The sequence below is a fragment of the Blautia sp. AM47-4 genome (genome assembly GCF_003479865.1).
Taxonomy (GTDB): Bacteria; Bacillota; Clostridia; order Lachnospirales; family Lachnospiraceae; genus Fusicatenibacter; species Fusicatenibacter saccharivorans.
Genome location: NZ_QUHY01000019.1, coordinates 1 through 23,422 on the forward strand (window position 1 = coordinate 1; position 23,422 = coordinate 23,422).

25 protein-coding genes and 1 pseudogene are annotated in these 23,422 nt (G+C 42.7%); 1 reads left to right on the forward strand and 25 read right to left on the reverse strand.

Annotated features, from left to right (window positions below; translation table 11 throughout):
- Window positions 1-64: 64 nt before the first annotated feature.
- The 4 genes from DW965_RS12610 to DW965_RS12625 all read right to left on the reverse strand — a co-directional run bounded on the left by DW965_RS12610 (window position 65) and on the right by DW965_RS12625 (window position 5,540).
- Entirely contained in the window at window positions 65-1,021 is a 957-nt protein-coding gene (locus DW965_RS12610; RefSeq protein WP_119198446.1) for a hypothetical protein, read from the reverse strand.
- Window positions 1,018-2,556 (reverse strand): hypothetical protein, encoded by a 1,539-nt coding sequence (locus tag DW965_RS12615; protein WP_147398792.1) that lies wholly within the window; start codon window positions 2,554-2,556, stop codon window positions 1,018-1,020. The genes DW965_RS12610 and DW965_RS12615 overlap by 4 nt, the downstream gene beginning before the upstream one ends.
- A 26-nt stretch (window positions 2,557-2,582) precedes the next feature.
- Window positions 2,583-4,325 (reverse strand): hypothetical protein, encoded by a 1,743-nt coding sequence (locus DW965_RS12620; RefSeq protein ID WP_158582851.1) that lies wholly within the window; start codon window positions 4,323-4,325, stop codon window positions 2,583-2,585.
- A 252-nt stretch (window positions 4,326-4,577) separates the two neighbouring features.
- The gene (locus tag DW965_RS12625) at window positions 4,578-5,540 is read right to left on the reverse strand and encodes a hypothetical protein (protein ID WP_119198449.1); all 963 of its coding nucleotides are present in this window, start codon (window positions 5,538-5,540) and stop codon (window positions 4,578-4,580) included.
- Window positions 5,541-5,801: 261 nt separating this feature from the next.
- Between DW965_RS12625 and DW965_RS12630 the strand changes: the two genes are divergently transcribed.
- Entirely contained in the window at window positions 5,802-7,022 is a 1,221-nt protein-coding gene (locus DW965_RS12630) for an ABC-ATPase domain-containing protein (RefSeq protein ID WP_243004589.1), read from the forward strand.
- Between the two features lie 77 nt (window positions 7,023-7,099).
- On the opposite strand, the gene DW965_RS12635 is transcribed toward DW965_RS12630, so the two are convergent.
- The 21 genes and pseudogenes from DW965_RS12635 to DW965_RS12730 form a co-directional block, all read right to left on the reverse strand.
- Window positions 7,100-9,910: a M4 family metallopeptidase gene (locus tag DW965_RS12635; protein WP_243036634.1), complete on the reverse strand. Its 2,811-nt coding sequence runs from the start codon at window positions 9,908-9,910 to the stop codon at window positions 7,100-7,102.
- An 81-nt stretch (window positions 9,911-9,991) separates the two neighbouring features.
- A pseudogene (locus DW965_RS22595) lies at window positions 9,992-10,075 on the reverse strand (zinc-ribbon domain-containing protein); the annotation flags it as partial.
- Window positions 10,076-10,235: 160 nt separating this feature from the next.
- The gene (locus DW965_RS12640; RefSeq protein WP_117761968.1) at window positions 10,236-11,276 is read right to left on the reverse strand and encodes a hypothetical protein; all 1,041 of its coding nucleotides are present in this window, start codon (window positions 11,274-11,276) and stop codon (window positions 10,236-10,238) included.
- Window positions 11,277-11,352: 76 nt separating this feature from the next.
- Window positions 11,353-12,513: a beta-N-acetylhexosaminidase gene (gene nagZ / locus DW965_RS12645; protein WP_119198451.1), complete on the reverse strand. Its 1,161-nt coding sequence runs from the start codon at window positions 12,511-12,513 to the stop codon at window positions 11,353-11,355.
- Between the two features lie 44 nt (window positions 12,514-12,557).
- Window positions 12,558-12,761 (reverse strand): hypothetical protein, encoded by a 204-nt coding sequence (locus DW965_RS12650; protein ID WP_119198452.1) that lies wholly within the window; start codon window positions 12,759-12,761, stop codon window positions 12,558-12,560.
- Entirely contained in the window at window positions 12,758-13,825 is a 1,068-nt protein-coding gene (locus tag DW965_RS12655; RefSeq protein WP_158568580.1) for a double zinc ribbon domain-containing protein, read from the reverse strand. The genes DW965_RS12650 and DW965_RS12655 overlap by 4 nt, the downstream gene beginning before the upstream one ends.
- Before the next feature lie 146 nt (window positions 13,826-13,971).
- Window positions 13,972-14,631: a zinc ribbon domain-containing protein gene (locus DW965_RS12660; protein ID WP_117761965.1), complete on the reverse strand. Its 660-nt coding sequence runs from the start codon at window positions 14,629-14,631 to the stop codon at window positions 13,972-13,974.
- 24 nt (window positions 14,632-14,655) lie between these two features.
- Window positions 14,656-15,387, reverse strand: a complete 732-nt coding sequence (locus DW965_RS12665) for a hypothetical protein (RefSeq protein ID WP_147345112.1) — start codon at window positions 15,385-15,387, stop codon at window positions 14,656-14,658.
- 17 nt (window positions 15,388-15,404) lie between these two features.
- A complete protein-coding gene (locus DW965_RS12670) occupies window positions 15,405-15,836 on the reverse strand; it encodes a hypothetical protein (protein ID WP_117761963.1) in 432 nt (143 codons plus the stop codon).
- A 75-nt stretch (window positions 15,837-15,911) separates the two neighbouring features.
- Window positions 15,912-16,331, reverse strand: coding sequence for a zinc ribbon domain-containing protein (locus DW965_RS12675; protein WP_117761962.1), 420 nt, complete (start codon window positions 16,329-16,331; stop codon window positions 15,912-15,914).
- A gap of 31 nt (window positions 16,332-16,362) precedes the next feature.
- Window positions 16,363-16,674, reverse strand: coding sequence for a DUF2752 domain-containing protein (locus tag DW965_RS19150; RefSeq protein WP_158568579.1), 312 nt, complete (start codon window positions 16,672-16,674; stop codon window positions 16,363-16,365).
- 149 nt (window positions 16,675-16,823) lie between these two features.
- Window positions 16,824-17,603 (reverse strand): zinc-ribbon domain-containing protein, encoded by a 780-nt coding sequence (locus DW965_RS12685; protein WP_117761960.1) that lies wholly within the window; start codon window positions 17,601-17,603, stop codon window positions 16,824-16,826.
- Window positions 17,604-17,638: 35 nt separating this feature from the next.
- The gene (locus DW965_RS12690; protein WP_117761959.1) at window positions 17,639-19,207 is read right to left on the reverse strand and encodes an NPCBM/NEW2 domain-containing protein; all 1,569 of its coding nucleotides are present in this window, start codon (window positions 19,205-19,207) and stop codon (window positions 17,639-17,641) included.
- 25 nt (window positions 19,208-19,232) lie between these two features.
- Window positions 19,233-20,699: a serine/threonine-protein kinase gene (locus DW965_RS12695; protein WP_117761958.1), complete on the reverse strand. Its 1,467-nt coding sequence runs from the start codon at window positions 20,697-20,699 to the stop codon at window positions 19,233-19,235.
- 1 nt (window position 20,700) lies between these two features.
- Window positions 20,701-20,994 (reverse strand): DUF4176 domain-containing protein, encoded by a 294-nt coding sequence (locus DW965_RS12700; protein ID WP_117761957.1) that lies wholly within the window; start codon window positions 20,992-20,994, stop codon window positions 20,701-20,703.
- Between the two features lie 31 nt (window positions 20,995-21,025).
- Complete coding sequence (locus tag DW965_RS12705; protein ID WP_119198453.1) at window positions 21,026-21,520, reverse strand: hypothetical protein; 495 nt, start codon at window positions 21,518-21,520, stop codon at window positions 21,026-21,028.
- Window positions 21,521-21,531: 11 nt separating this feature from the next.
- Complete coding sequence (locus DW965_RS12710; RefSeq protein ID WP_147398793.1) at window positions 21,532-22,182, reverse strand: hypothetical protein; 651 nt, start codon at window positions 22,180-22,182, stop codon at window positions 21,532-21,534.
- Window positions 22,183-22,200: 18 nt separating this feature from the next.
- Entirely contained in the window at window positions 22,201-22,491 is a 291-nt protein-coding gene (locus tag DW965_RS12715) for a WXG100 family type VII secretion target (RefSeq protein WP_117761955.1), read from the reverse strand.
- Between the two features lie 18 nt (window positions 22,492-22,509).
- Window positions 22,510-22,815: a WXG100 family type VII secretion target gene (locus DW965_RS12720; protein ID WP_117761954.1), complete on the reverse strand. Its 306-nt coding sequence runs from the start codon at window positions 22,813-22,815 to the stop codon at window positions 22,510-22,512.
- Window positions 22,816-22,861: 46 nt separating this feature from the next.
- The gene (locus tag DW965_RS12725) at window positions 22,862-23,158 is read right to left on the reverse strand and encodes a WXG100 family type VII secretion target (RefSeq protein WP_117761953.1); all 297 of its coding nucleotides are present in this window, start codon (window positions 23,156-23,158) and stop codon (window positions 22,862-22,864) included.
- An 8-nt stretch (window positions 23,159-23,166) separates the two neighbouring features.
- A complete protein-coding gene (locus DW965_RS12730; protein ID WP_147345110.1) occupies window positions 23,167-23,418 on the reverse strand; it encodes a hypothetical protein in 252 nt (83 codons plus the stop codon).
- Window positions 23,419-23,422: the final 4 nt, after the last annotated feature.

Below are 23,422 nucleotides of genomic sequence, written 5' to 3' on the forward strand. Positions count from 1 at the left end.
GGCTTGCGACACCATTCTCATTCTATCACAGGAGGCTTTATTTTGTTATCCTCACCACTTCCGACTACTCTATTCTCCCCAGCATAGCTGGGGGATTAGACTTTTCATTTACCAGCACACCATGAGAAGTGTTATAGAACAATCCGTGCTGCATCAGGTAATGCTGATGTTCTGCATCCGAGAACGATTTATTTGTTTTTTCTATCGTATTCATCGCATCGTAGGCAAAGGTCAGGTTTGTATCTGAACCAGTATTACTTTCCGAGCCAATATGTACCGGGGTAAGCGGTGTCACCGGATAATACGAATATCCATCCAGATTCAGGTTTCCGGATATGCTTGTCACAAAAAGATTATCTGGTGTACTGGTGATTTTCTTCCTGAAACACGTTCTGATATTTTCTGCAGCATACTGGGCTGCACTCCACAAAACTAAATCCGGTTCCGAAGTGATATTTTTAAGATCCGTTGTATACTTGTCTTTTCTGTAGCTGTCCAGATTGTAGTAGTATCTTGTCTTTGTGTTTTTATAATTTTCTTTTCCTATCTGACCCGTGTATGTATTTGTTGTTGTACTGTCCTTATCAATCAAAGCTGCTTTTCCACTGCTGTAACGTACTGCAAGAGAAACTACTGCATTGCTGTTCCCGGCATCATCAAATCTGGTAATGCCAGCCAGTTCATCAAAGTACTTTGAATCGCCTATTTTCAGTACAACTGCATTATCGTTAATTTTATAAGCGGAATCCACCGCACTTCCCCATGTGCCCACTTCCAGATAGAGGGCAGAGGTTGTCTTGGTCTGATCTGTATTCGTTTCCGTAAGCAGACCGGTTCCCACCAGCAGACCACTTGGATTCTCTTTCTCTGATTTTCCTGTAAAAATATTTGCTTTATTATCTGTGCCTGTCGTAAATACAATGCTGTCCTTTGCAGTTGCATTCCAGTATCCGGTTGCCTGATAGACAAGTCCACCAAACTGGGCAGTGCCTGCATTTAGCGTCGAGCCTGATATAGTCACTCCGGCATTCGCAGCAAACTCAACATTCGTATTCTTCCACTGGTAGCCCAACAGACCGCCGTTGGTTGTTGTGCTGATGATGTTGTGACCGTCTCACCATTTACCGATAATTCAGAAATCTCTATCGTGCTGGGTTTTGCCTTGCTATTCGAATCTTCCCCACGGCTGACTGCGATCAGACCGCCGACATTGGCATTGGATTGCGATGCGGATGTAATGGAACCGCTTAAGGTCGTGTTACTCACAGTTACGGTACAGCCACCCATCACTTCCGCCGCAAGGCCGCCGATTCTATGGTTGTCGGTATTACGTTTATCCTCAAGGCTCGCAGTATTCCCCCATGTACAATCTGTAAAGGTTAACGTACTTCCTTCGCATCGAGCCAGAAATCCTCCCTGCCAGGCCAGAAGCTTCTTTGCATCTGTTGCTTCTTCTGTTACAGAACTCTTGGTATTTACTGTAACATGGTTGAATTTTGTCTTTCCACTTGCCAGGCCTATTGCCCCTGCGACAAATGCTGGATATTTGATGTCTTTTACTTCCTGATTTACCGTCTTCGGTATTTTGCAGATGACATTACCATCAATCGTAAGATTGGAAATTGTTATATCCCTGGCAAAGGGAATCAGTGCCAGACTGTAATGCGTATCTCGCTGGTCGCTTCGCTTTGCATAGAGCTGTCCGGCTGCATAATCATCTCCAGAACTATTTTTGCCATATGCAGCTCCAATATCCAATGTAATCGTATAATTGCCACCATCCAGCGTTCCTTTGAACTGATGTGCCTTACCTTTCTCTACGTTATCCTTACCGATGCCAATAATACCTGTATTGGTAAGCTTTACATCTCCGGTCAGATTTACTGTCTGGTCCTGGTCCCGATCTACCTTACTCTTAAGATTCAGTGCTTCCGTCTTTCCCGTATCGGTCATGGAAAACTCGAATGCCAGCGCATATGCCGCAAACTGATTTGCACCATTGATATCCGCCTTAGTTTCATTCTCTACAGAACTGTTTATCGTAACGGTATGAGCTACTTCATCAAAGGTAAAGACTCCATCTTCGCCTTCAGACAGATTTCCCCCAAGTCGAATCACAGCCCCCCAGTTTCCAATATCTGAACCGCCTCGATCCGTGCCGGAATAACGGGTCAGGCTCCAGCCTTTTCCGTCTGCATCCAGACCATTACCATTTCCAAGAGCATAGATCAGACCATTTTCATTGAATCCCACAATCTGTCCTACATGGTTATAGGCAGTTGTAATCTTCTGATTCTCTAAATTTGTCTCTCCATGAAGACGCAGTACCCCCTTTACCAGATGACCGATCAGACCGCCATGACCTTCCACCTGATCCGTGTCGTTGGCTGGCACTTTTGGATTTGTACTTCCAAGGTCATTGCCATCTGCCGTCGCAAGTGTCACATTTCCCACATTGAGGAAACCGTCATTCAGCTTTCCCACCAGACCGCCAACACTTGTGGTAGTACTGTTTTTCATATCTGCTGTAAAGGCAGACACATTTTCGATTTCCACATAACTGCTGCCGGATACGGCACCGATCACTCCGCCATACGTGGTACTTGCTTTACTTCCACCTGTGGAACTGCCCTGATATCTGAATCAGCAGCGTTGGAAGTTCCTTTTATGGCCAGTGTATTTTTCATAACGGCTGCACTATTTCTATCTGTACTAGTTACAGTATCATAGGCTCCGATCAGTCCGCCCAGGTTTTTCACTTCGCTCTCACTGGTCACGTTTGTCGTAATGGCACCTGTCGTCTTTCCTGAGACAGCCACGGTAGTGGAACTTGTACTGGTGTTTTTCAGCACGCCAAATAATCCGCCGACATCCTTGCCACCGGAAACATCAATGCTGTGAAACTCATATTCAGAAAGATCGTAGCTGATTGAATTGCCAGTACCGTCATTAGTGCCGCCTTTCGTAACCGAATACGCACCAATCAGTCCGCCTGCTGCTTTTTCACTGCCTGCCTTTAACGTAAGTGTATCCGCAAACGCAAACTTTCCGGCATCTGCTTCGTTTTCTCCCTTTTCTGCCTGAACGCTGATCTTTCCATCTGTCACGCTTCCGACCAGTCCTCCGGCATTTCCGGATGCAGAACTTACCTGCGCTGCTGAAGTTCCGGCAATCGTTAATTGACTGTCTGCTGCCATATGACCGACAAATCCGCCCGCATCTGCTCCTGATGTGGTTGCTTCGACACTAACCGTATTCTTAACATTATTCTTAAAAGTCGCAGTCAGGGATGCGCCCGGTTCCATTGTATTACAGAATAAACCTGTATGACTCTCTCCGCTGACTTTCAATGAGTTTGAGAAATTATTTGTAAAAGTGATCTCTGCACTGCTGCCTTTTTCCATCGTGCCAATCAATCCGCCGATTGCTGCTTCTTGTATCCTATCAGAATTCAAATCGCTAAGCACAACCGTTGAAGTTAATTTTGTACCATCTCCACTATTTTTCAGTTTTTCCGCCAAAAGTGGTTTCATGGTGATGGAAAAAGTCGCTGAAATGCTAAAGGAAATTAGATCCAGTTTTGCTTTCGTTGAAAGCGCATGAAACAGTGCTTTCGTCGTGGTTATTGAGAATTTTTCTGCTACTGTTTTTGTATCAAATTCAAATTTTCCTTCATACGGATCGGCATCATCACCCAGTCCCAGAAAGCTATAGGCCGTTCCTGCAACCTCTGCCGTTCCCGTAAGATCCCATCCTGAAGTTGTAACCAGGTTTATTGTATACTCTTTATATTCTGAAGGCTTCACATTGGATAACAGGATTAATCCGATTCCATCTGTTACCGTTATTGTCTGGGTAGTTGCATCAACTTTTAATTTGTCTTTTGCTGCTTCATCACTTTGAGCAAGTTGAGCCGCTTTCTTAAGTGTCAGCGTCGGAGTCTGATTTCCCGCATCCGCCGCTACGGATGCGGCATCCGCCTGATTTTCTGCATCGCTGCTATCCTGCCGATTCTGACCGTCATTTTCTGCTGCTTGGGACTCTGTTTTCTGCTCTGCACTTTCTGACGCTGCTGTGTCGTCTATCTGGCTGCTGCTCTTGACAGAATCTTTGCTGTCCTGCTGTGTTTCCTTTTCTGCTGATCCTGTTTTTTCTGTCTCGCTGCCTTGTTCCGCAGATCCAGTCTCTTCTGTCTCGCTGTCTTTTTCCGTTAGCTCCTGTCTCGCCGTCCTTTTCTGGTGTTTCCGCGCTGTCTGTCCGGTTTTTTGTCCCGCTCTGCTCTGTACTTTCCGTCTGTCCTCCGGTTCCGCCATCTTCCCCTGCATCCACAGAGCCTGTCCCGGTATCCAGAATGGATTCGCCCGCTGCTTCTTCCGATATGGTCTGCGTTTCCGTGCCTTCTCCTGCCTCTGTCCCTGCCAGTGCCGATGCCGGTGTCGTCAGTACCATGCAGACTGCCATTCCGGCCGCTACCATACGCTTCATCCAGTTTATCTTTTTACGTACTCTCATTTTCATCAATCCTATCCTGCCTGTAAAAATAGTAGGAGACCTTATAATCCACTCATTTTTCTAACTCACTCTGCCCCTTCTGCTTTCTTTTCCTGGTAGGAAACAGTAACAAGACTTCCAAAAGAAAGCCAGTTATTCTCTTTCTCCTCTAACGGTTTGTCCGGGTTTCTGTAAAACTGGAACTGGATCGCGGTTGTCGAAGCGTCCACATCAAATACATACGAATGCTTCCCCTGCTCCGGGACCGTGGTATTCTTCCCGCCTATTACCGTCCAGCTGCTCAGCTGCAGCTTATCATCCCATGTGACCGTCACCTTTCCTTCTCCATTTCCTGATATTTCATAATTGAATGCATCGTAATCCAATGGTTTCTTGTTAATTGTGGAATCAAGGAATTTTCCCGTCCAGTTTTTTGTCACTTTGTAATCTGCAAACGAAAGAATTGCTGCCAGTTTCTGCGAATTGACCGCGTCTGCCGAACTGGAATCCGGTTCCGCCGTTATCTGGATTTTGATCTTGTCTTTCAACGCTTTTGGAATCTGGAAGGAATAACTGTTTTTTTCTGCTTTTCCCGCTGCCAGTTTCTGTCCTGTCAGGGTACATGTTCCATCCGCATTAAATTTTTTCCCGCTCATCGTGATGTCTGTAATTCCACCCGGAAGGTTTTCTCCGCCGTCTGTGGCAGTCAGGACTGCTTTGACTTCGTAGGTAATGTTCTTCGGGTTATAAAGAGTCTCATCGCCCCACACATAATTGCACACGATTACCGTAATGGTGTAATAATTGTCACTTTCTGCGAGTGAAATCCGTTTCACCGGAGGATTTTCATCCGTCAGGCTTATCAGTGACAGATAATTCGAACCAAACATTGTATCGCTCTGTGTTCCTGTCGATACGACACGCTTTACACTCTGAAAATTAGTGTACGCCGCGAAGCTTCCGCCCACGACAAGGATCAGCACTCCCAGAACAAAAATCGCTCCGGCAGGACTGCCACACCGGATCCGTTTTCCTGTTTTTTTCTTCATTTTAATCTCCACTCTTTTGTGCCATCTATGTTCTCTATTTTACCCATCGTTTTTCAAAAATGCAAGCATTCCTTGTATTCTGCAACAATTTGTTACCACGCTCGTTACTGCTCGGAAGTTTGACAGTTAAATATAAATTCAATAAAAAAGTACAGAACAGGTCGAATATCTGTTCTGTACTTTATATGTTTTCTATCTTATTTGTTCAAAAAATTATAATGGTCTAATAGTACCTGACCCCGAGTTCTGTTACCGGGCTGCGTGGAAAAATCGCTTCTGTACCGCAGTCTGGATCCGAAAGCATGCGCCGGTGTCGCCCGTCTCTGTGAAGATCAGCAGGCGATCCGCGCCGCATTAAAAGAAAAAGGACTCACCGCCTTCATCGCCGACGGCTCCATTCTCCCACGTGAGACCGGTGTCTCTGACCTGCCGATGAAACACGCCGTTCCGTTTGTCTCGCCGGAATCCTTACGCGTCACCCTCGATCTCCCGAACCGCGGATCTATTTCCGGCATGGGCATTCCGCTGGGTGTTACACTGATTGTCGGCGGAGGTTTCCACGGAAAGTCCACCCTGCTGCAGGCGCTGGAGCGCGGCGTGTACAACCATATCGCCGGGGATGGACGCGAATATGTCATCACCGATGCGAGTGCCGTAAAACTCCGCTCAGAGGACTCCCACAGCATCAGCAATGTCGATATCTCCCTCTTCATCCATGATCTGCCTGGAAAGAGCGACACCACTTCCTTCTCGACCGCAGACGCCAGCGGCAGCACCTCGCAGGCTGCCAATGTCATTGAAGGCATTGAGGCCGGTACAAGCCTGTTTCTGATCGACGAGGATACCTCCGCCACAAACTTTATGGTGCGGGATGAGCTGATGCAGCGCGTCGTTGCGGACAGTAAAGAGCCGATCACGCCGTTTATCAGCCGTGTGCGGGATCTGTATGAGAAGCTTGGGATCTCGTCTATCCTCGTCGCCGGAAGCTCTGGATCTTACTTCCATGTGTCGGATACGGTGATTCAGATGAAGGAATACGTTCCTTACGATATTACGGAGCGTGCCAAAACCACAGCAGCGGAGTTCCCGCCTTTTACCGCATCGGTGCGTCCTTTCGCCGTTCCATCCTTCCAGCGCCGCCCGCAGCCGTCGAAAGCGCTGGCTGGCAGCGACCGCACGAAAGTCAAAGTCATGGGACTCGAATCTATTCTCATTAATAAATCACTGACCGATCTGCGTGCTGTGGAACAGCTGACCGACAGCGAACAGCTGAATGGCCTGGCGGCACTTCTGCTGGATGCGGCGGAACGCAGGATGGACGGTAAGAAAACACTGGTGCAGGTTGTGGATCTGCAGGAACGGCAGATGGATGAAAAAGGACTTGCTTCTCTTCTCGCTCCTGGAAGACCTGGGGATCTGGCGCGGCCGAGACGGCAGGAGATCTTTGAATGCCTGGACCGGTGCAGGGAATTGAAGTTTTAGGCAGAAAAAGTCCCACTGCTGACAAGCTATTCATCAGCAGCGGGACGATACATATTATTTATTTTTCTCCTGGTGTTCTAATTATCCCTCAGACTAAACTGTTCCACCTTCCCATCCGGCAGCAGCATCCTTGTCTGCGATGCAATTCCGGTTACCATATCAACGCTTACCTCATACAGAGCCTGCGATGCAGACGGGTTTCCAGGCATGCCGCATCGTACGGTTGTGCTGTACGTTGTCCCATTTACACTTCCTTCCATGACCGCAAGATCTTCTCCCGTGGAATCAATCGTTCCCTGCGCATAATGCTCTTCCAACTTTTGATACACTTCTTCTGCACTCATAACATTCTCATCCGAAGAAGTATCATCCTGCACAGAGTCATTCTGTGTCAGTTCCAGTGGTTTCCAGTCTACGCTAATTTTTTCCCCAAGTTCTGCAGGACAGTCAATCTTGTCCAGACTATATCCATTTGCATTGATTTTATAATAGTTTCCCTGATCCCCCGCGTCGCTGTAGATCACACCACTTGTATAAATATGTGATTCTGTATAGGCGGAGAAGGTGTCATCCTCCCCCACTCTCTGAACGCTTTTTCCATCCTGCGAGAGAACATCTACCGTTTTATACTCTGTTCCAGTTATCGTCTCATAACTAATCAGCAGTTCTGGTATTCCATTTCCATCAATGTCATAATATCCATACCAGACCTGCCAGCCATGTGAAATCAAAAAATCATCAATATAAAGAAACTTTCCTGAAACAGCATCTGTTCCGCCGGCTATATAAGCATCCGTCGCATCCTGGTATTCCTGAAATACTTCATCATACAATTCCTCTTTGTATTCCATCGGCTCATCCATAATATTCACAATCATCGGCGGCTCATAGTCTGTGGAAACGAGAATTGCATCATCACTGCCATTTTCTTCTACTTTCACCACAAAAGAATACGTTCCGTTCCGATCTGGATTGCTTATAGTCAAATGATAGATTCCATTTGGAAGATTCAGTTCATACGGGCCAGCTTCCTTTACCTGTATTTCTTTGTTGTATTGATGACGGATGCTAACTTTTCTGTCTTCCAGGATCTTTTCTTCTCCACTTATTCCCATGATCTTCAGCACATAGCCGCCATAATAGTCCTGCTTTTTGTCATAAACCCGCAGTGTGCTGCCTGGTTTGATATCATATTCGATATTGTTAATCGCTTCTTCTGCATCAAAAATTTCAACAACATCAAATGCTCTTTTCACCAAAATCCGTTGTTCTTCTGTCAACTCTTCCATCGCATCAGCGGCATATTCCGCAAAGGCCCGGCACTGCGCGAAATCACAGTCCGATGTCATCATGACGATAACTCTGTACCACAATTCACTGAGTTCCTCCCAGGATAACTGCCCCTGGCCGCTTTCATTTAATCCATTTTTCATCAAATATGCCGTATACGAAATGACGGTGGAATATCCATGTGCATAGTCTGTCTGAGATTCCTCCCCATCTCTGTTTCGCACGTTAATCCTGTCGTTCGGTAAAATTTCATTAGCACCAGTGCTTCTCGGATATCCATTCTCATATGGATTATGTATGATTCGGTTTCCCATCTCCCAGTCAGCTCCATCTCCGACAGCTTCTGCAAGAATTTCCCCAAAAATATCCGAAATTCCTTCGTTTATCGCACCGGTTTCTCTGTTTCCAGAACTCCATTTCGCATATTTTCGAGTAATGATATGTGTATATTCATGGGCAATTACGTCTAGCGACTCAGTTCCCTTTCCTGAATACGCAGTTCCAAGATCCATCCATCCTATTTTCCCCTGATATGCGTTCTCATCATAATCTTGTATTGCATCTGCAAGACGCTCTTTATAATCCACAACCCCTGCAGCCGCATTGTTTCCCTGCTGTGCTCCTAATTCATCATTGCTGACAACTGCAAGAACTCCCCAGCCATTTTCTTTATGTTTTTTCAGAAAATAATCATAAATCGAGCCAATCGTATTTAAATCAGAATAAACCTCTGCGGATGTTTGTGGCGTATCATCTTCATTTCCAAATATAGTATCCTTGCTTCGAACCTGCTGCAATACTTCCGGATAGCTCAGACCAGAAGCTGGATCCATATAGGTCTGACCGCCCGCATCATACATATAAATATTTCGTTTCTGATCCTTCAGCACATAATATCCATCAACTGGATCTGTTCCCTCGATTTCCTGCTGTCCATTTGTATCCGTATAAATTACAGATTCTTCATACAGCTCCGGCACCGCTTCCAGTACCTCTGCCTGATTCGCATCTACCAGAAATTGATACGATTCTGTCGGAATCTGATATGCCAGCCTCATAGTATCATTCATGTTATAAACACAAAGATTCTCCTGATTTAGAGTAATTTCATCCAAACTAGCCACTTCATCCATTCCAAGTGTTTCCGAAGCATACTGCCGGATGTTTTCCACTGCCTGTTCTTTGGTAATCGATGGAGTTAAATTAAGATCCTCTGCAACATCCGTTGCATTTCCGGTCACCGATGCCACATTTCCATCCTGATCCACTGCAACCACGATTGCTCTTCCATATACAGGGATTCCCTCATAATTCTGTTCAAAGCGGTAATAATGATCGCCGCTTACTTCTGCAGTGGATGTCTCTTTCAATTCGGAAAGTGCATTTTCCAATCCAAGCTCCTCTTTCTGCTCTACCAGCCATGCCTGCGCTTCTTCTGCATTCTGAATTCCGTTTGCTTCTTCTTTTGTGTCCTTATTTTCTACGGCTTTTTCATTTTTTGCTGTTGCTGCCTGCGGATCTGACTGGGGCTTGGGATTTTGATTTAAACCAAGTGCAATTCCCCCTCCTGCCGCAAGAATCACAGCTACACCGACCATCCAGAGCCATTTTTTCTTTTTAGTTTCTTTTGAAGTTTGCTTTTGCACCGCCTGGCGGGATTCCACTTTTTCCGAAACTTTGTTTCCACAAAATGGACAGAACTTTACATTGTCTTTGATTTCCTTCCCACACTTTTCGCAGACATTACTTTTCTCCTCTCTCATTGGACAAATTTATTTGAAACCGTCCTTTATAAACAGACGATTGCAAAACGCCATAAATCACATAAAACACAATACTTTCTATTGCCTAATATCTCTTTACTGGATAATTTTTTTCTTAAAAGCAACAATTTTTTGTCCATTTTTTTAATTCTTTATTTTTCTAAAAAGAAATATCATCTAAAAGATTCAGCACCGCAGGCATATTACATATTTTCCAATTATCATTGACTTTGCCAACTAAAATATAATCATCGACAGCTTTCTCTTCCTTTTCATTGGAAATTTCAAAATTGACATGAACTAAAAAATATTCTTCCTCTTTATCCAATAAAAGAGCACCTGCGGATTTTCCTAACTCCTCCGTCCAGACCCATGCTGCATAATTATTAACCCTAAAACATTCCAAAACATTTTCCTTTATTTGATATCCATTTTGAAACATTGTTTCCAAATTTTCCTGCGCTTCTTCATACCTCACATTCCAAAGGCTTTCTACTCTCTCTCTTTTATAAGAATTTAACATCTGCTCCCAATATTGTTTCTCTAAATTCTCATTTTCTTCATAGACTGGCTGTAATATTTTCTGTTTATCAAACACTTCTAGCTCATGTGAAAATGTAATTTTATATCTATCATTTTCAACCGTCAAAGTCATTCCATAATTTGCTTCAACACTATCCCACTGATAGCACTGAATCTGTTCCTCATTTGACTCTGTGTTAAAGGGAATTTCATATTCTTCATCATACTTTCCATATTCCCTTTCCAATTTTTCTAAAATTTCAGAGCTCTTCTTTTTTCCCTCACCTATTAAATAAGGCATTGACAGCTTTTCTGGTAAACTTCCATTTTCATAGCTTTCTTTCTCTCCATCATAATAATTATAAAAAATCTTCCATTTTCCAGGTAATTCTGTAAATTCTTTTTCTATACTATGAGTTTCAATAGCAAAACCATCTAATTCTGTATTTGATGTAATAGTATCTACATATTGATCAGAAATTTCAGAGTAGTCATTTCCTACAAGTTCTAGATATTTTGAAAATATAGTTGCGTTCTTTCTTTGTTTTAATTCTTGCACTGAACTTTGAAATTGATTTTCCTGCACCTTCTTACTTTCACCTTCTCCTGTTTTCTCTTTACCGCATCCAGAAAGTGCACATGCAATCATACATATAATAATTATTGCTCTTTTTTTCACTTGCCAACTCTCTCCATTTTACAAATTTAATCAAATATTTTCTTTACACTTTACGTTACTCTCATATTTTTATTATCTAATTTTCTATAATACCAGCCTCCAGTTTTACTTTCAAAATTCTTAGCACACTTTCTTCTATTCTTTCTTCCGTTATGTCTCCAGAATTCACTGCTGTTTCTATGCCATTTATGGCGCTTTCCAGCTGATATGGCATTAAAATCATATCGCATCCCACCTGTATGGCTTTTACGGCCGCCTCATCGGACGAATACAGATTTGCAATCGCGCTCATTGCCATAGAATCGGTAATAATGATCCCGTTATATTTCATCTCCTCACGCAGAATTCCCGTAACAATATCATGTGACAACGTTGCTGGAATTTCTTCTGTTACATTTGGCAGTGTAATATGGCCCACCATAATCATGGATGCTCCTGCTTCTATCCCCGCCTGAAAAGGGCGCAATTCACATGTTCGAAGCTCGTCCAATGTTTTCCAGCTTTTTGCCTCTCCATAGTGACTGTCTTCTTCCGTATCGCCATGGCCTGGAAAATGTTTTAACGTGCACACCATCCCACTGTCGCGAAATCCTTTTACACAGGCAGCAACCATCTCAGCCACTTTCTCTGGATCTGTACCAAATGCACGGGAACCAATGACAGTATTGTTCGGATTGGAATTCACATCGGCGACTGGTGCAAAATCGAGATTAAATCCAAGCTGCGAGATTTCGCTTCCAATCGTATTTCCAACCCGGTAAGCCTGACTGATATCCTCCGTATCCCCGACCGATTCCATAGACGGAATTGCGGTAATTCCCATTTCAGAATTATTTCCCAGTCTCATTACGCTTCCGCCCTCTTCATCTACTGCGATGAATAGCCCTGTCTTCGAATAGGACTGCATATTCTGGATCATCGTTATCGTTTGTTCTCGATTCAGCAAGTTAGGCGCAAAAAACACAATTCCACCAACCGGCTGCGCTTCCAATGCAGCCCTTGTCGTGTCTCCAGCCATCGTTACTGTTGATACACCAGTAAGTTGTTCCGGCGTTACCACAAACAATTGGTAAATTTTTTCTTCCAGACTCATATGTTCCATCATATTCTGTGCTTTTTCTTCTACTGTTTGTTCTGTTTGTTCGTCGGTCTTTTTTTCATCGTCACCCCTTTTTCCAGCCTGTTCCAACGGTTCTGCGATATCTTCTGTCTCCGTTTTTTCAGGACTTTCCGTCACTGCCGTAACTTCTTCTTCGGTTCCTTTCGGTGTTGTTTCTGTTTTTACTTTTTCATCATCTGAACCGGTTGCATGCCCTTTTCCTGTTCCAATTCCGATGCAGCTTCTATCGTATCTGTTTTTGTCCGTGTCTGTTTCTGCTCTTTTTCACCTTTTCCCAGGACACCAATGATTCCAATCACCACACCTGCCATAAACAAAATTCCAGCGATCCCAAAAATCATCCTTTTTCTGTTTTTCTTCTTCATCCGTTTGTTTCTCTTTCATACTCGCAGACATACCCAACCTTTCCAGCAATCTTCGGAAAAGCACCTACGATATCATTTCTCTGATCATTAAAGGTCCAGCCAATTTCTTCTTCGTTATATTTTGCTTTCCACATGCACAGAAATAACTCTTTTGTTCCATCCGTATCCTGCCTGCTTGGTTCTCCCGGATACCAGTTATCAAAGGTCCAGTCTTCTCCTGTGATCCATCCTGCCTGTTTCCATTCTTCCGTATCCGACTGAAGTTTCGCGCCCAGCCAGAGATACGTGAGGCCTGACCGGTCTGCCATTTCACTGATTTTTTCATATTCTTCTTCTGAATTGATCGTTGCCAGATATCCCCCTCTTTCCTCACAGGCATTCTTTGCGTCTTCCCAGGACAGGTCTCCTGCAATCACTTCATACGTATGTATGATCTCTGGTGCTTTACTTTCTGAAACTGTACTGGTTTCTTCCTTGGATTCCGAAACTGTTTTTTTATTTTCTTCCGTTTCTGCATATTCTGTTTCTGATTTTGTTTTGACCTTGGTATCTGTTTCCTGGTTTTCTGTTGTATTTTCGCTCACAGACGCAATCTCGTCCTGATCCGTTTTTTGTTTCGATTTGGAAGACTCACTGATCTTTTCCGGGACTGCTGTTGTTTCCTTCTTTTCTTCTCTGGCTATCTTCTGTTCCTGTTTCTGATCTACATTTTTCTTGCCAGACAACGCATGTACTGCCGCATAACCCACTCCGGCACAAGCTACAATTCCAAGCATAACTCCCAGAACTACAAACACTTTCTTTTTCTTCTGGCGTCCTGTTTTTTTCACTACTGCCTGTTCTCTTCTCTCTTGCTGTTCCTGATTTTCTGTTATATCCTCTGCCGTTTCTTCCGGCAACAAATTTAACATATCATCCGGAATCATAGTTCCATCGTAAACGCAAAATCTGGCCCGCTCCAGAATTGGCCGCCCACACGTCGGACATCTTGGAATTTTCTGACCACATTTTCCACAAAATTTGGAATCATCTTTTATCTCACTTTTACACTTAGGGCAAATCATATCCTGTTCTCCTTTTTTACATGCTTTTTCCGAATCAAAGACACCCATCTGCTGTAAAGCTTTTATTCATCAAAAAAATCTCCTCGCAGTGTTAGAATCTTCTGTAACAGCAGAAACTTTCCATCACCGAAAGGAGATTTTTTCTTTTAAACGGAAGTAAAGCCTGGACGATGTACATACCAGGAACCGCCAATCTTTACACATGAAATCTGCATAGTCCACTCATTCTCCCGTTCAGATCCCTTGGCTGTAATCCGCACTGTGACAACGGCTGCTCCTTTTATTTTGTCTGCATCGTAATCATAGTCATGTTGTAATTCATATTTGACCTGTGCAAGATCAGTTCCATCACAGGTTTCCATATCTTCGGCCTTGCACTTTACTTTCACATCATCCCCACAGGTGCCACTAATCTGCCGTGCCTGTTCTTCTGCTGAATCTGCAAGTACCTGTTGAAATTCTTCATCTGTACTATACCAGCCGGATGGCCCAACCATATAATCAATATACGGCGGTGCCAATAGTTTGTAATATCCTTTTACATCCTGATTCAGTTCTGTTTCGCACGCTTTTGCTGCTATTTTTTCCGGACTTTTTCCTCCAAATCCCAGAACCACTGCCAGAATCACAACCAGAACAACTGCTGCAACTCCAATCATTCTACTGGGCGATTTCATAATTTTCGCAATTCCAGAACCAGATGGTTTCTGCTTTTCTGATGCTGTATTTTGTTCGATAACAGCGCCACAGGCCGGACAAAATTTTGCATCATCCTCCAATTGTGCTCCACATTTTCCACAAAACATACCTTCATTCTCCTTTTTCACGCCTTAACAACTTTCTGTTTCCGATTCATTTTTTAATGTAAGCTGTCCATCTTTAATTTCATAGTCCGCATAAAAATCAGTTTCCTCATTTACAGCTTCTGTCGTTGAATTAGATAAATACAGTTTTCCTTCTTTTTCCTCGTATTTTCCTTCTCGTTCCTGCTCTGTAAACAGAGTTTCAAATTGCTGAAGTTTATTTGCTTTATTTACTTCCAGATTATCATTTATCATCTCTTCTGTACTCGCGTATCCCGCATCTTCCGCCCATGCTTCCAAGCTCTCATATCCCTCATCCTCTTTCGATGCTTCCAAAGTATCTTTTATTTTTGCTTTTATTGCATCTTCATAACGTGTTATCACTTCTTCATATTTTTGCTCAAACTGCTCTGTATCAGATTTCAGCGCATACGTTCCATCTGTTTTAAATTCTAAAGTAAACGGAACATCCAGTTCATCTAGATCCACAACTTCCATGACAGAGCCTTTGTTCAGAACTTCCTTATTGGAATCACTGGTACTATCTATAATTTCCTGCATTTTTTTCTGGTTTTCCCACATTTCAGTCAACTCCGTGGTTGTTCCTTCTGACGTTTGAGAAGTTTGTGAACTTTGAGAATTTTCAGAAGCACAGCCTGACATTCCTGTTGCCAATACAATTGCAGCTACTATTCCCATACTTGATATCCGTTTCCACTTGCTGTTTTTCATGATTTTTCCACCTTTTTCAATAAGCAAACAGGCTACCTGCTTTTTTAAATTTTATCGTTCATATTCATACACTGATCCACAAACTTTTCCACACCCGGCATAACAATCGTGCTCATGTTCAACGCTTTTAGTCCCAAGGCAAGGAATAAAATTTTCTGCCAGATCTGTACTGCCTGAACAATTGCTGATGTTAAATTTGTGATAAAAACTTCGTTTGCATTGATCCGTATCACAGACAAAAATGACTCTATGCAATTAATCGCATCGGGAATCAGGCCAATCGCCAAAATGCACATGGAAAAGATAAACAGCAATGCTCCAGCTTTTACTGCACATCTTCTCAACCACAGATTTTCTTCTACCAATAATACATATCCAATTAAAATTGCTGCCAGCAAAAGTCCTCCTGTCACTCCTGCCAGATAAATTACGGCGCCAAAACAGCCTGCTGAAATACCAATTTTTGTTTTCTGCATATTTTTTCCTCTTTTCAAACGCATTTAAAGTTCAAACAATTTATTTATTTTTAAATGCATAATCTGCTTTGTTTCTTAATAGTACATTCTGCCCATCATTCCTGCCATACCGCTGCTGAAGAAAAGAAACAGCATTAAGACAAACACTACAATGGTAAAGCAAAAATACGAGCGCGCAAAGTTTCGTAAATTTACATTCTTTGTTCCGCCAAAGGAAAATACCAGCAACAGGACAAATCCAACGCATGGAATTGCAAATAATAATTCATATCCAAAATATCCCCACATGGAAATCGGCTGATAATCGCCCATATCTCCAACCTGTGACGGGGTTATATTCGAATAGTTCTGATTTGGTGCAGTCTTCGTATTGTTCATGTTACTGCCCCAAGCCGGCTGATTCGCAGCTTCATTCTGCTGTGTCAGGTCCGCACCACATCCTTTGCAAAAGCGTGCGCCATCCACATTTTCTGTTCCACAATGTTCACATCTCATAGAACATTCCCTCCTTCATCTCTTGTACATTTTATAAAATAAATAAATTGTTTGCTTTTTTCATATACCACTGCATCCAAAGAAATCCCCTGGTAATTTCTTCCTTGTATTTCCAACCGTAGCGAAGGAATGTAGCTCCACAGGTAATCACCAGAATAATAGAAAAGAATTTACTTTGCTGCGCTTTTACATAGCGAAAGAAACACCAGCTTCCCATACAGAAAATCCATAAGAAAATTGTTGGATTCCACTGCCACGCCTTTTTCCATTGAAAGGTAATCACATACCATCCCGCATGTGTCAAACCGCAGCCTGGACATGGAATTCCAAATAAAATTCGCATAGGACATACCGTCTGAAACAGAATCTGCATTGTTCCAAGGATCATTCCTGTGAGAATCACTGCTTTTTTATACTGTTTCAAATCTTTCTGTATCCGCTCCTTGATTTCTTTTCCCCTATTTTCTTCGGCAAACATGAATCTGACGGTTCTCACTCTCCCAGCTTCTGCCCACAGTTCGTGCAGAATATCTGACCAGGTTCTAATGCGCTTCCACAGTATGGGCATACCGCTTCCGCTGAACTTTCTTCTGTTTTCGTTTCTTCAGCCACCGCATTGTCTGTCTCCACCGGCTGTTCTGTCACCGCTTCTTCCAGCACTGGCTGTTCGGAAACTACTTCCTGTTCTTTTTCCAGTTCAACCTTTGTACCACATACCGTGCAGAACATCTGGCCGTCCTCCAGCTCATTTCCGCAGTTCGTGCATCTCTTTTTCTCTGTTGAAACCGCAGGTGCACTCTTTGCTTCTTCCATCACTGCCGGAATTTTAGTTCCACAGGAAGTACAAAACGCTGCACTTTCCGGAACAGAAGCACCACATACCGGGCAAATTCGTCCCGCACTGGCTTTGGGCACTTTGTGTTCTATTTTCGTTCCACACACATTGCAGAATGCAGAACCAGAAGAAACCTCGGCCCCACAGTTCGGACAGCTTACTGTTCCCTTTAATGTCTGAATCTGTTCTTTATAAACCTGAACCTGCTGTTGGCTTGCCTTAACGCCATCGCACCATTCTTTCATTTTTCCTTCCGCTGCAACTGCAAAATAATCATAAAAATATTTTCCCATCTGCCGATACAGCTCGGCCTGCTTCGTTTCTTCTTCCCGGATTGCATTGGAAAGCCGAAGTGTTTCTGACATTCCCTTTGCTTTTTCTGCTCCGGCATTGAACCATCCGGAAAGTTTCTTATCTACATCATCAAACATTGCCATGATTATGTTCTCCTTTTGTCTGTCATTCTGTATTTTTAATTTTTATACAATACAAAATCTGAAATAAAGCAATTAAATCCATCCCATCCTTTATCTTCTGCGCAAACAGTAAACCACTTCACACCGCTGAGATCCACATCCACTTTAATCGGTGCCGTTGTTCTGGTGATTTCTCCCGTCGTATACAAAATCTTTTCATTTTCGTCATAAACTGTAACAATTCCGGTATCTTTACTGCTGTCATCCGCTACCGCGATTGTTCCGGTCATTCTTGTATATTCCCCGTTCGCATAATAGGATGCATATCCTTTTCCACGATATGGTGTCAATTTATATAAATTTCCAGGACTATAGATATTTCCCACACTGTCTTCCATGACCTTCAGTTCTTCTCCTGACTCAAACCGGTCAGATTCACTGATTTTCAAGTCACATAATTTCACCGGCACATTCTCCTGCACCTGCTGCAGAAGCTCAGTTAACGTCGAATTGGATTCCAGCACTCTTGTCGCACTTTTCAGATAGGTAATTGCATCGTCATAATTATCTTTGGTAAGATAATCATCTACCGTGTCCTGTACCGTTTTTACATAAGCATCTTCCGCGCTCTTTTCCAGGTTATCCAGTTCTGAGTCACCTTCATTTACTTCCTGTGCTTTTTTCAACAGTGCAAACAGTTCCTCATACTTTCCTTCATTCATATACTGCGTTCCATGATCCAGCGCATCGCTTTTCAACATAGCTGCATAAGAATCCTTCAACTCAGCCAGGCGGTTTGCCAGGTCTTCATCATCTGGAAGGATGTCGGCGGCAACTTCTACCGTCTGAATCGCGGTTTCATATTCCTGCTCATCTTCCGGATTTTCTGTCTTATTCAGAATTTCGGCTTTATAGCTGTCAACACACTGAGACATTTTTGACTGTGCTTCTTCGTAATTACTGTCATCCTCACTGACCTGCGCATAGGCCTCCATTGCCTCTTCATAGTCGCCGTCTTCATACAGTTCTTCCGCCTTTTTATATGCTTCCATCGAACTGTTCAGACTCTCCAACGTTTTTTCCTGTTCTCCAAATGCAGTTTCCAGTTTTTTAGATCCCAGCGTAAGATATGCATTTAATTTTTCACTGGCTTCCTCATATGTAATTTTTTCTGCTTTAAAATCGTCCAGAACAGTGGCACAGTCTTTCTCCGCCAGCTTGTCCAGAAGCATTTCCTGGATAACATGATCTTTGACATCGTTTTTATAAAGCTGTTCGATATCACTGTAATCACCTTTGCTGATCCGGCTTACAATTTTTCTTGCCGGAGACTTCACATAAAAGGTCAAAGCAGCTCCTCCGGCTGCCAGAATCACTACCAGCACCAAGGTCAGAATGATCGGTGCTTTTTTTCTCTTCTTTTTCGTTTTTTTATTCTTAGGCGGTTTTTGCGGAGATCTTGGTGTTATCGGTGTCTCCTGTTCTCTTTTCTGCTCCTCACCAGGCTGAAAAATCGTTCCAGAACCATGGTCCGAGCTACCTTTTCCCTGCTGTATTTCCTTTCCGCATCCCGGACAGTATTTCATTCCCTCTTTGACTTCTGCCCCGCAATAATTACAACGCATTTTCTCTCCTCCTGTTCCTTTTTTGTTATGATAAACGTCTTATGAACAAACTGGCTTTTCCAGCCTTCGGATCATAATCCATCACAACCTGCACATTATCTTTTCTGATCTGACAAGGCCACTCTGTTATCTCTTTATCGCTGGTCTGATAAAAGTTCTGACAGATCTGTTTCCAATTTTCTTCCTGCGTCAAAAAACTATAACTGATGGAATCCCATTGATTCTTTCCAAACTTTATGTTCACGTAACCGGATACCGCGTTTCCCTCCATCTCCAGATAGTATTGCTGATCTGTTCCTTTCGAAAAACGTTTCCCAAAGTAACGCTGCATATCTTTTTCTGTCATATCTGTTGAAATACAGTCAAACGGAAAAATTGTTGCCTGTTCCCAGCGATTGCATTTCTGTATCCAAACGTGTCGCTGCCCGTACAACTGTGCAGCGCCTCCCAAAAGCAGACATACTATGCTTAAAATCACAATCCTTTTCCAGATTTTTGATTTTTTTCTGCTCAACGACTGTTTTTTTTGAATCGCGTTCCCATTTCTGATTGCCATAACAGAACTGTTCTTTTTTTCTTCTGATGTAGCTTTTATGACTTTCAGCAATTCTCTTCGAAAATCTTCAGCTCTCGCAAAACGCTCAGATTCGGGTGCCAGCGCCTTTCGAAGAACTTTCCCAAATGCCGGATCTGCCGCATCCGGCAAAGGTACTGTTTCTCCCTGCAGTCGTCTTTTCTGTGCTTCTTTTTCATCCTCAGAATCAAATGTTTCCGGATATGACGGAAAGAATGGAGAACGCATATGATTCATGATTCGATAGAGAACCATTCCCAAAGAATATAAATCAACGCTCTCGTTATAGCTTTTTTTATTCTGTAAAATTTCCGGAGCCATATAATCTGCCGTCCCTTTTACAGAAGAAGCTGACTCTTCCCCGTGAAGCATTTTTGCTACTCCGAAATCTCCCAGTTTATAAACTCCTTTCTCATTTCGGAAAATATTTTCTTCCTTGATATCCCGATGCATGATCCCATTTTCATGACAAATCTCCAGCGCGTCTAAGATCTGTATTCCTAACTCAAAGACATCGTTTAATACCAGCTCATTTTGACTGATATAAACTGACAGCGGTGTAAGATATTCCATTAACAGAAAAATTTCATAACGTTTCGGATTTTCATGGCGAATCACATCGTTTTCATAACATGGAACAATATTTCGAACTCCATTCTCTGTAAACGCATGCATCAACTGAATTTCCTGCATCGTCTCCTGAAAAACATTTTCAAAATACTGCTCCGTTTTTTCTGTATCCTTTCCCATTGCATTCCAGATTTTCAAATACTGCGTTTTCTCCGGAATCACAATATGTTTTAACGCGCGGACATAAGTACCGGATTCATTTTCTTTTTTTACTTTGTAGACAGAAGCAAAACTTCCCTTACCAATCAATTCTTCTACTCGATATCCGAAGACTTCCCGCCCTATCATCTTATCCTAACTGCTCCTGCGTCTTTTCTATTATCATCTCCAGCACTTGTATCATTTCGTCTCTCTCTGGATTTTCATATCCTCGAAAAACGATATCATTGATATTTTCATGCTGAAAAAGATATACACTTTCTTCTCCCATGTACCCTTCCGGATATGGAATTCCCATATAATCATAAACGGTCTCCGGATGCTCTTCGTCAGTCTGAAGCACACCCATAATCATTGTTTTTTTTGTACCGCCCTTTAAAAGTACAATACTTCCAACGGGAAGCAGTTCTCCAACCTGCTGCATAAGATCCTCCTGTTTTCCTTTTTGAAACTGTTTATTTTTTCTGCCACATCGCCTGTACAATCATCTGCAGTCTTTTTGCTACGTTTCCATTCTGAAAAGCCTGTTTTGATTCTGGATTGGATGCAATCAGCTTTCCAGCTGCTTCACCGATTTCGGTCGTTTTTTCTTCCAGCCATTTTGCTGTATCTCCTGCACTGGTTCCAGCCGTTTTCAACGAAAATACTCCGAATGAAATTTTGGACAGCAACGTATCCAAGCCTTTTACAGAAGCTTCAATCCCTGTATATGCTGTATCTTCCAGCGACCAATGTCCATCTTCCTTATATTTATGAATACTGTCATATGTCTGTCCTGCAACATCCATCGCACTTTGAAGAATAGAGGTATACACATGCGCCGGATATTTAAATACCGGATCTTTACCGATCAGATAAAGTGTCTTTCCAAAACCCACGGTCTCTTTTCCGATATTCGCCGTGCTGCTGCCATTTCTGGAATATTCTGTCACTGCACCCAGGATTCCCATCAATCCTCCCGCTACTCCAACAGCAGTGGCCCAGCTGCCAAATTTTTTCTCGAACAAATTCTGCGTTTTTCATCTGAAAAGCTTTTCTTGAATACGGTGTAGAATCCTTTCCATACACTTGCAGATGCCTTGGACAATTTACACCACTGTCCAATCCCAAACGGAGCATGTTTGGAATCACCTGTAAAAAATTTAATCAGGCTGTCACAATAAGAAACTAGGTCACCGGCTAAACCTGTTACTTCATCTTTATTTTTTTCTGACACTGCCTTCATAATATTTTGGGACACTTCCAAAAGCCAGCTGTAAACCGCGACATAAGCTGTACCAAATGGTGTTTCCTGTTCGTTTTGGTCATATACAGTTCCATAGCTTAAAGATCTTTCGTCTTCATCCTGCAGATTCTTTTCAAGCTTCTCATATATCACAGATGCACGACGGAGATATTCTGCAATCTCTGCAATTTTCTGTTTTTCTTCCTGAAGTTCTATGCAAATACATCGAAGCTGCCAGTCAATGTCTTCTTCCCGTTTTACCTGCCAATCCAGATTTCTGGAAACAATAGAAAAAGCTTCTTCTCTTTGTTCAATATCTTTTTCTACTCTATCGAGCATTTCTGACATTCTTTGAAGCCCTTCCGGTCTGACTCTGATATAAGGCATTTTAAAACCCCCGTCTACTTATTCGTTGGCTCCGTTCTGAATATTTCTTTCGCTGTTATCATATGCCTCTGCCGCGTTTCTCAAAAACTGTGCATAATTGCGAATTGTTTCTTTTCTTTCCGCAAATGCCCGTTTAAAATTTTCAAACTTTGCAACGGAAGACTCAGCCGCATCTCCCTCCCACACGCTTTTCATTCCTTGAATCTCTCTTTCAATTTCTTCCGTATAATTTTCAATATTGGTTGCAATGCTGTCAAACGTTGCTGCTTTCTCCCGTATTGCTGTAGAATCTACTTTAATGGTTGCCATAATTACATCTCCCTTCTGTTATCCTCTAAGATTGCCTGCTTCTTCCTGCAGTCTATTTTCTACCTGCTCATAATGTTCCGCCGCATTTTTTAAGAACTCCTGATAATTGTTCATGACATCTCTCAATTCCTCAAATGCCGTTTTATATTCCTCCAATTTTTTGTTAAATGTATCACTTGCGATTCCTGTCCACTTTGCACTTCGAAGCGCCTGGGCTTCTGTGTAAAGTTTTTCATACTCCGTCTGATATTTACTTACTAGTTCTCCAATTCTTTCGGATGATCTTTTTACACTTTCTGTTGTTACTGACCACTCTCTTGCCATCTTAGGCTCCTTTCCGTCATACTTTATCCATGACCATTACATTTCTTTACAACTGCTCCGCCATACGCTTTGTTTCTTCTTCCGCATGTTGAATTCGTGTTGCAACCAGCTCAATTAACTCAATAGTTTGCTGCATTTTTTTTCTGGTTTCTGTCATTTCTTCTGCAATCTGTTCTATCTTTTGAATACAGACTGCGGATGCCGGGCTTTCCCATTCATGTCTCAATCTTTCCGCAACTCCACAAATTTTCTTAACCTGTTCTTCAAATACATTTTCTTCTCCGTCGAGTCTCGCTGCCTCACGCATTACTTTTTCATAGTTAAGTCTTATGTTTGATGTCATCTGCACTCCTATGCTAGAATCCATTCTTCTTGCTCTGATATTTCCAATTCCGCAAGACATTGGGTTCTGTCTGCTTTTTTTCCTGTTCTGGCCTGATACAATTCCATACTTTCTGCTTGAATTTCTGCTTCCGGATATTCTTCCTTGATCAAAACCGCCAGAAGACTTATTACCTCTGCGATCGACATGTGATCGGGAACTTTGAATCGAAATTTTTCATTCAACCCCGGAACCTTTATGACACATTCCTGCTTTCTCATCTTC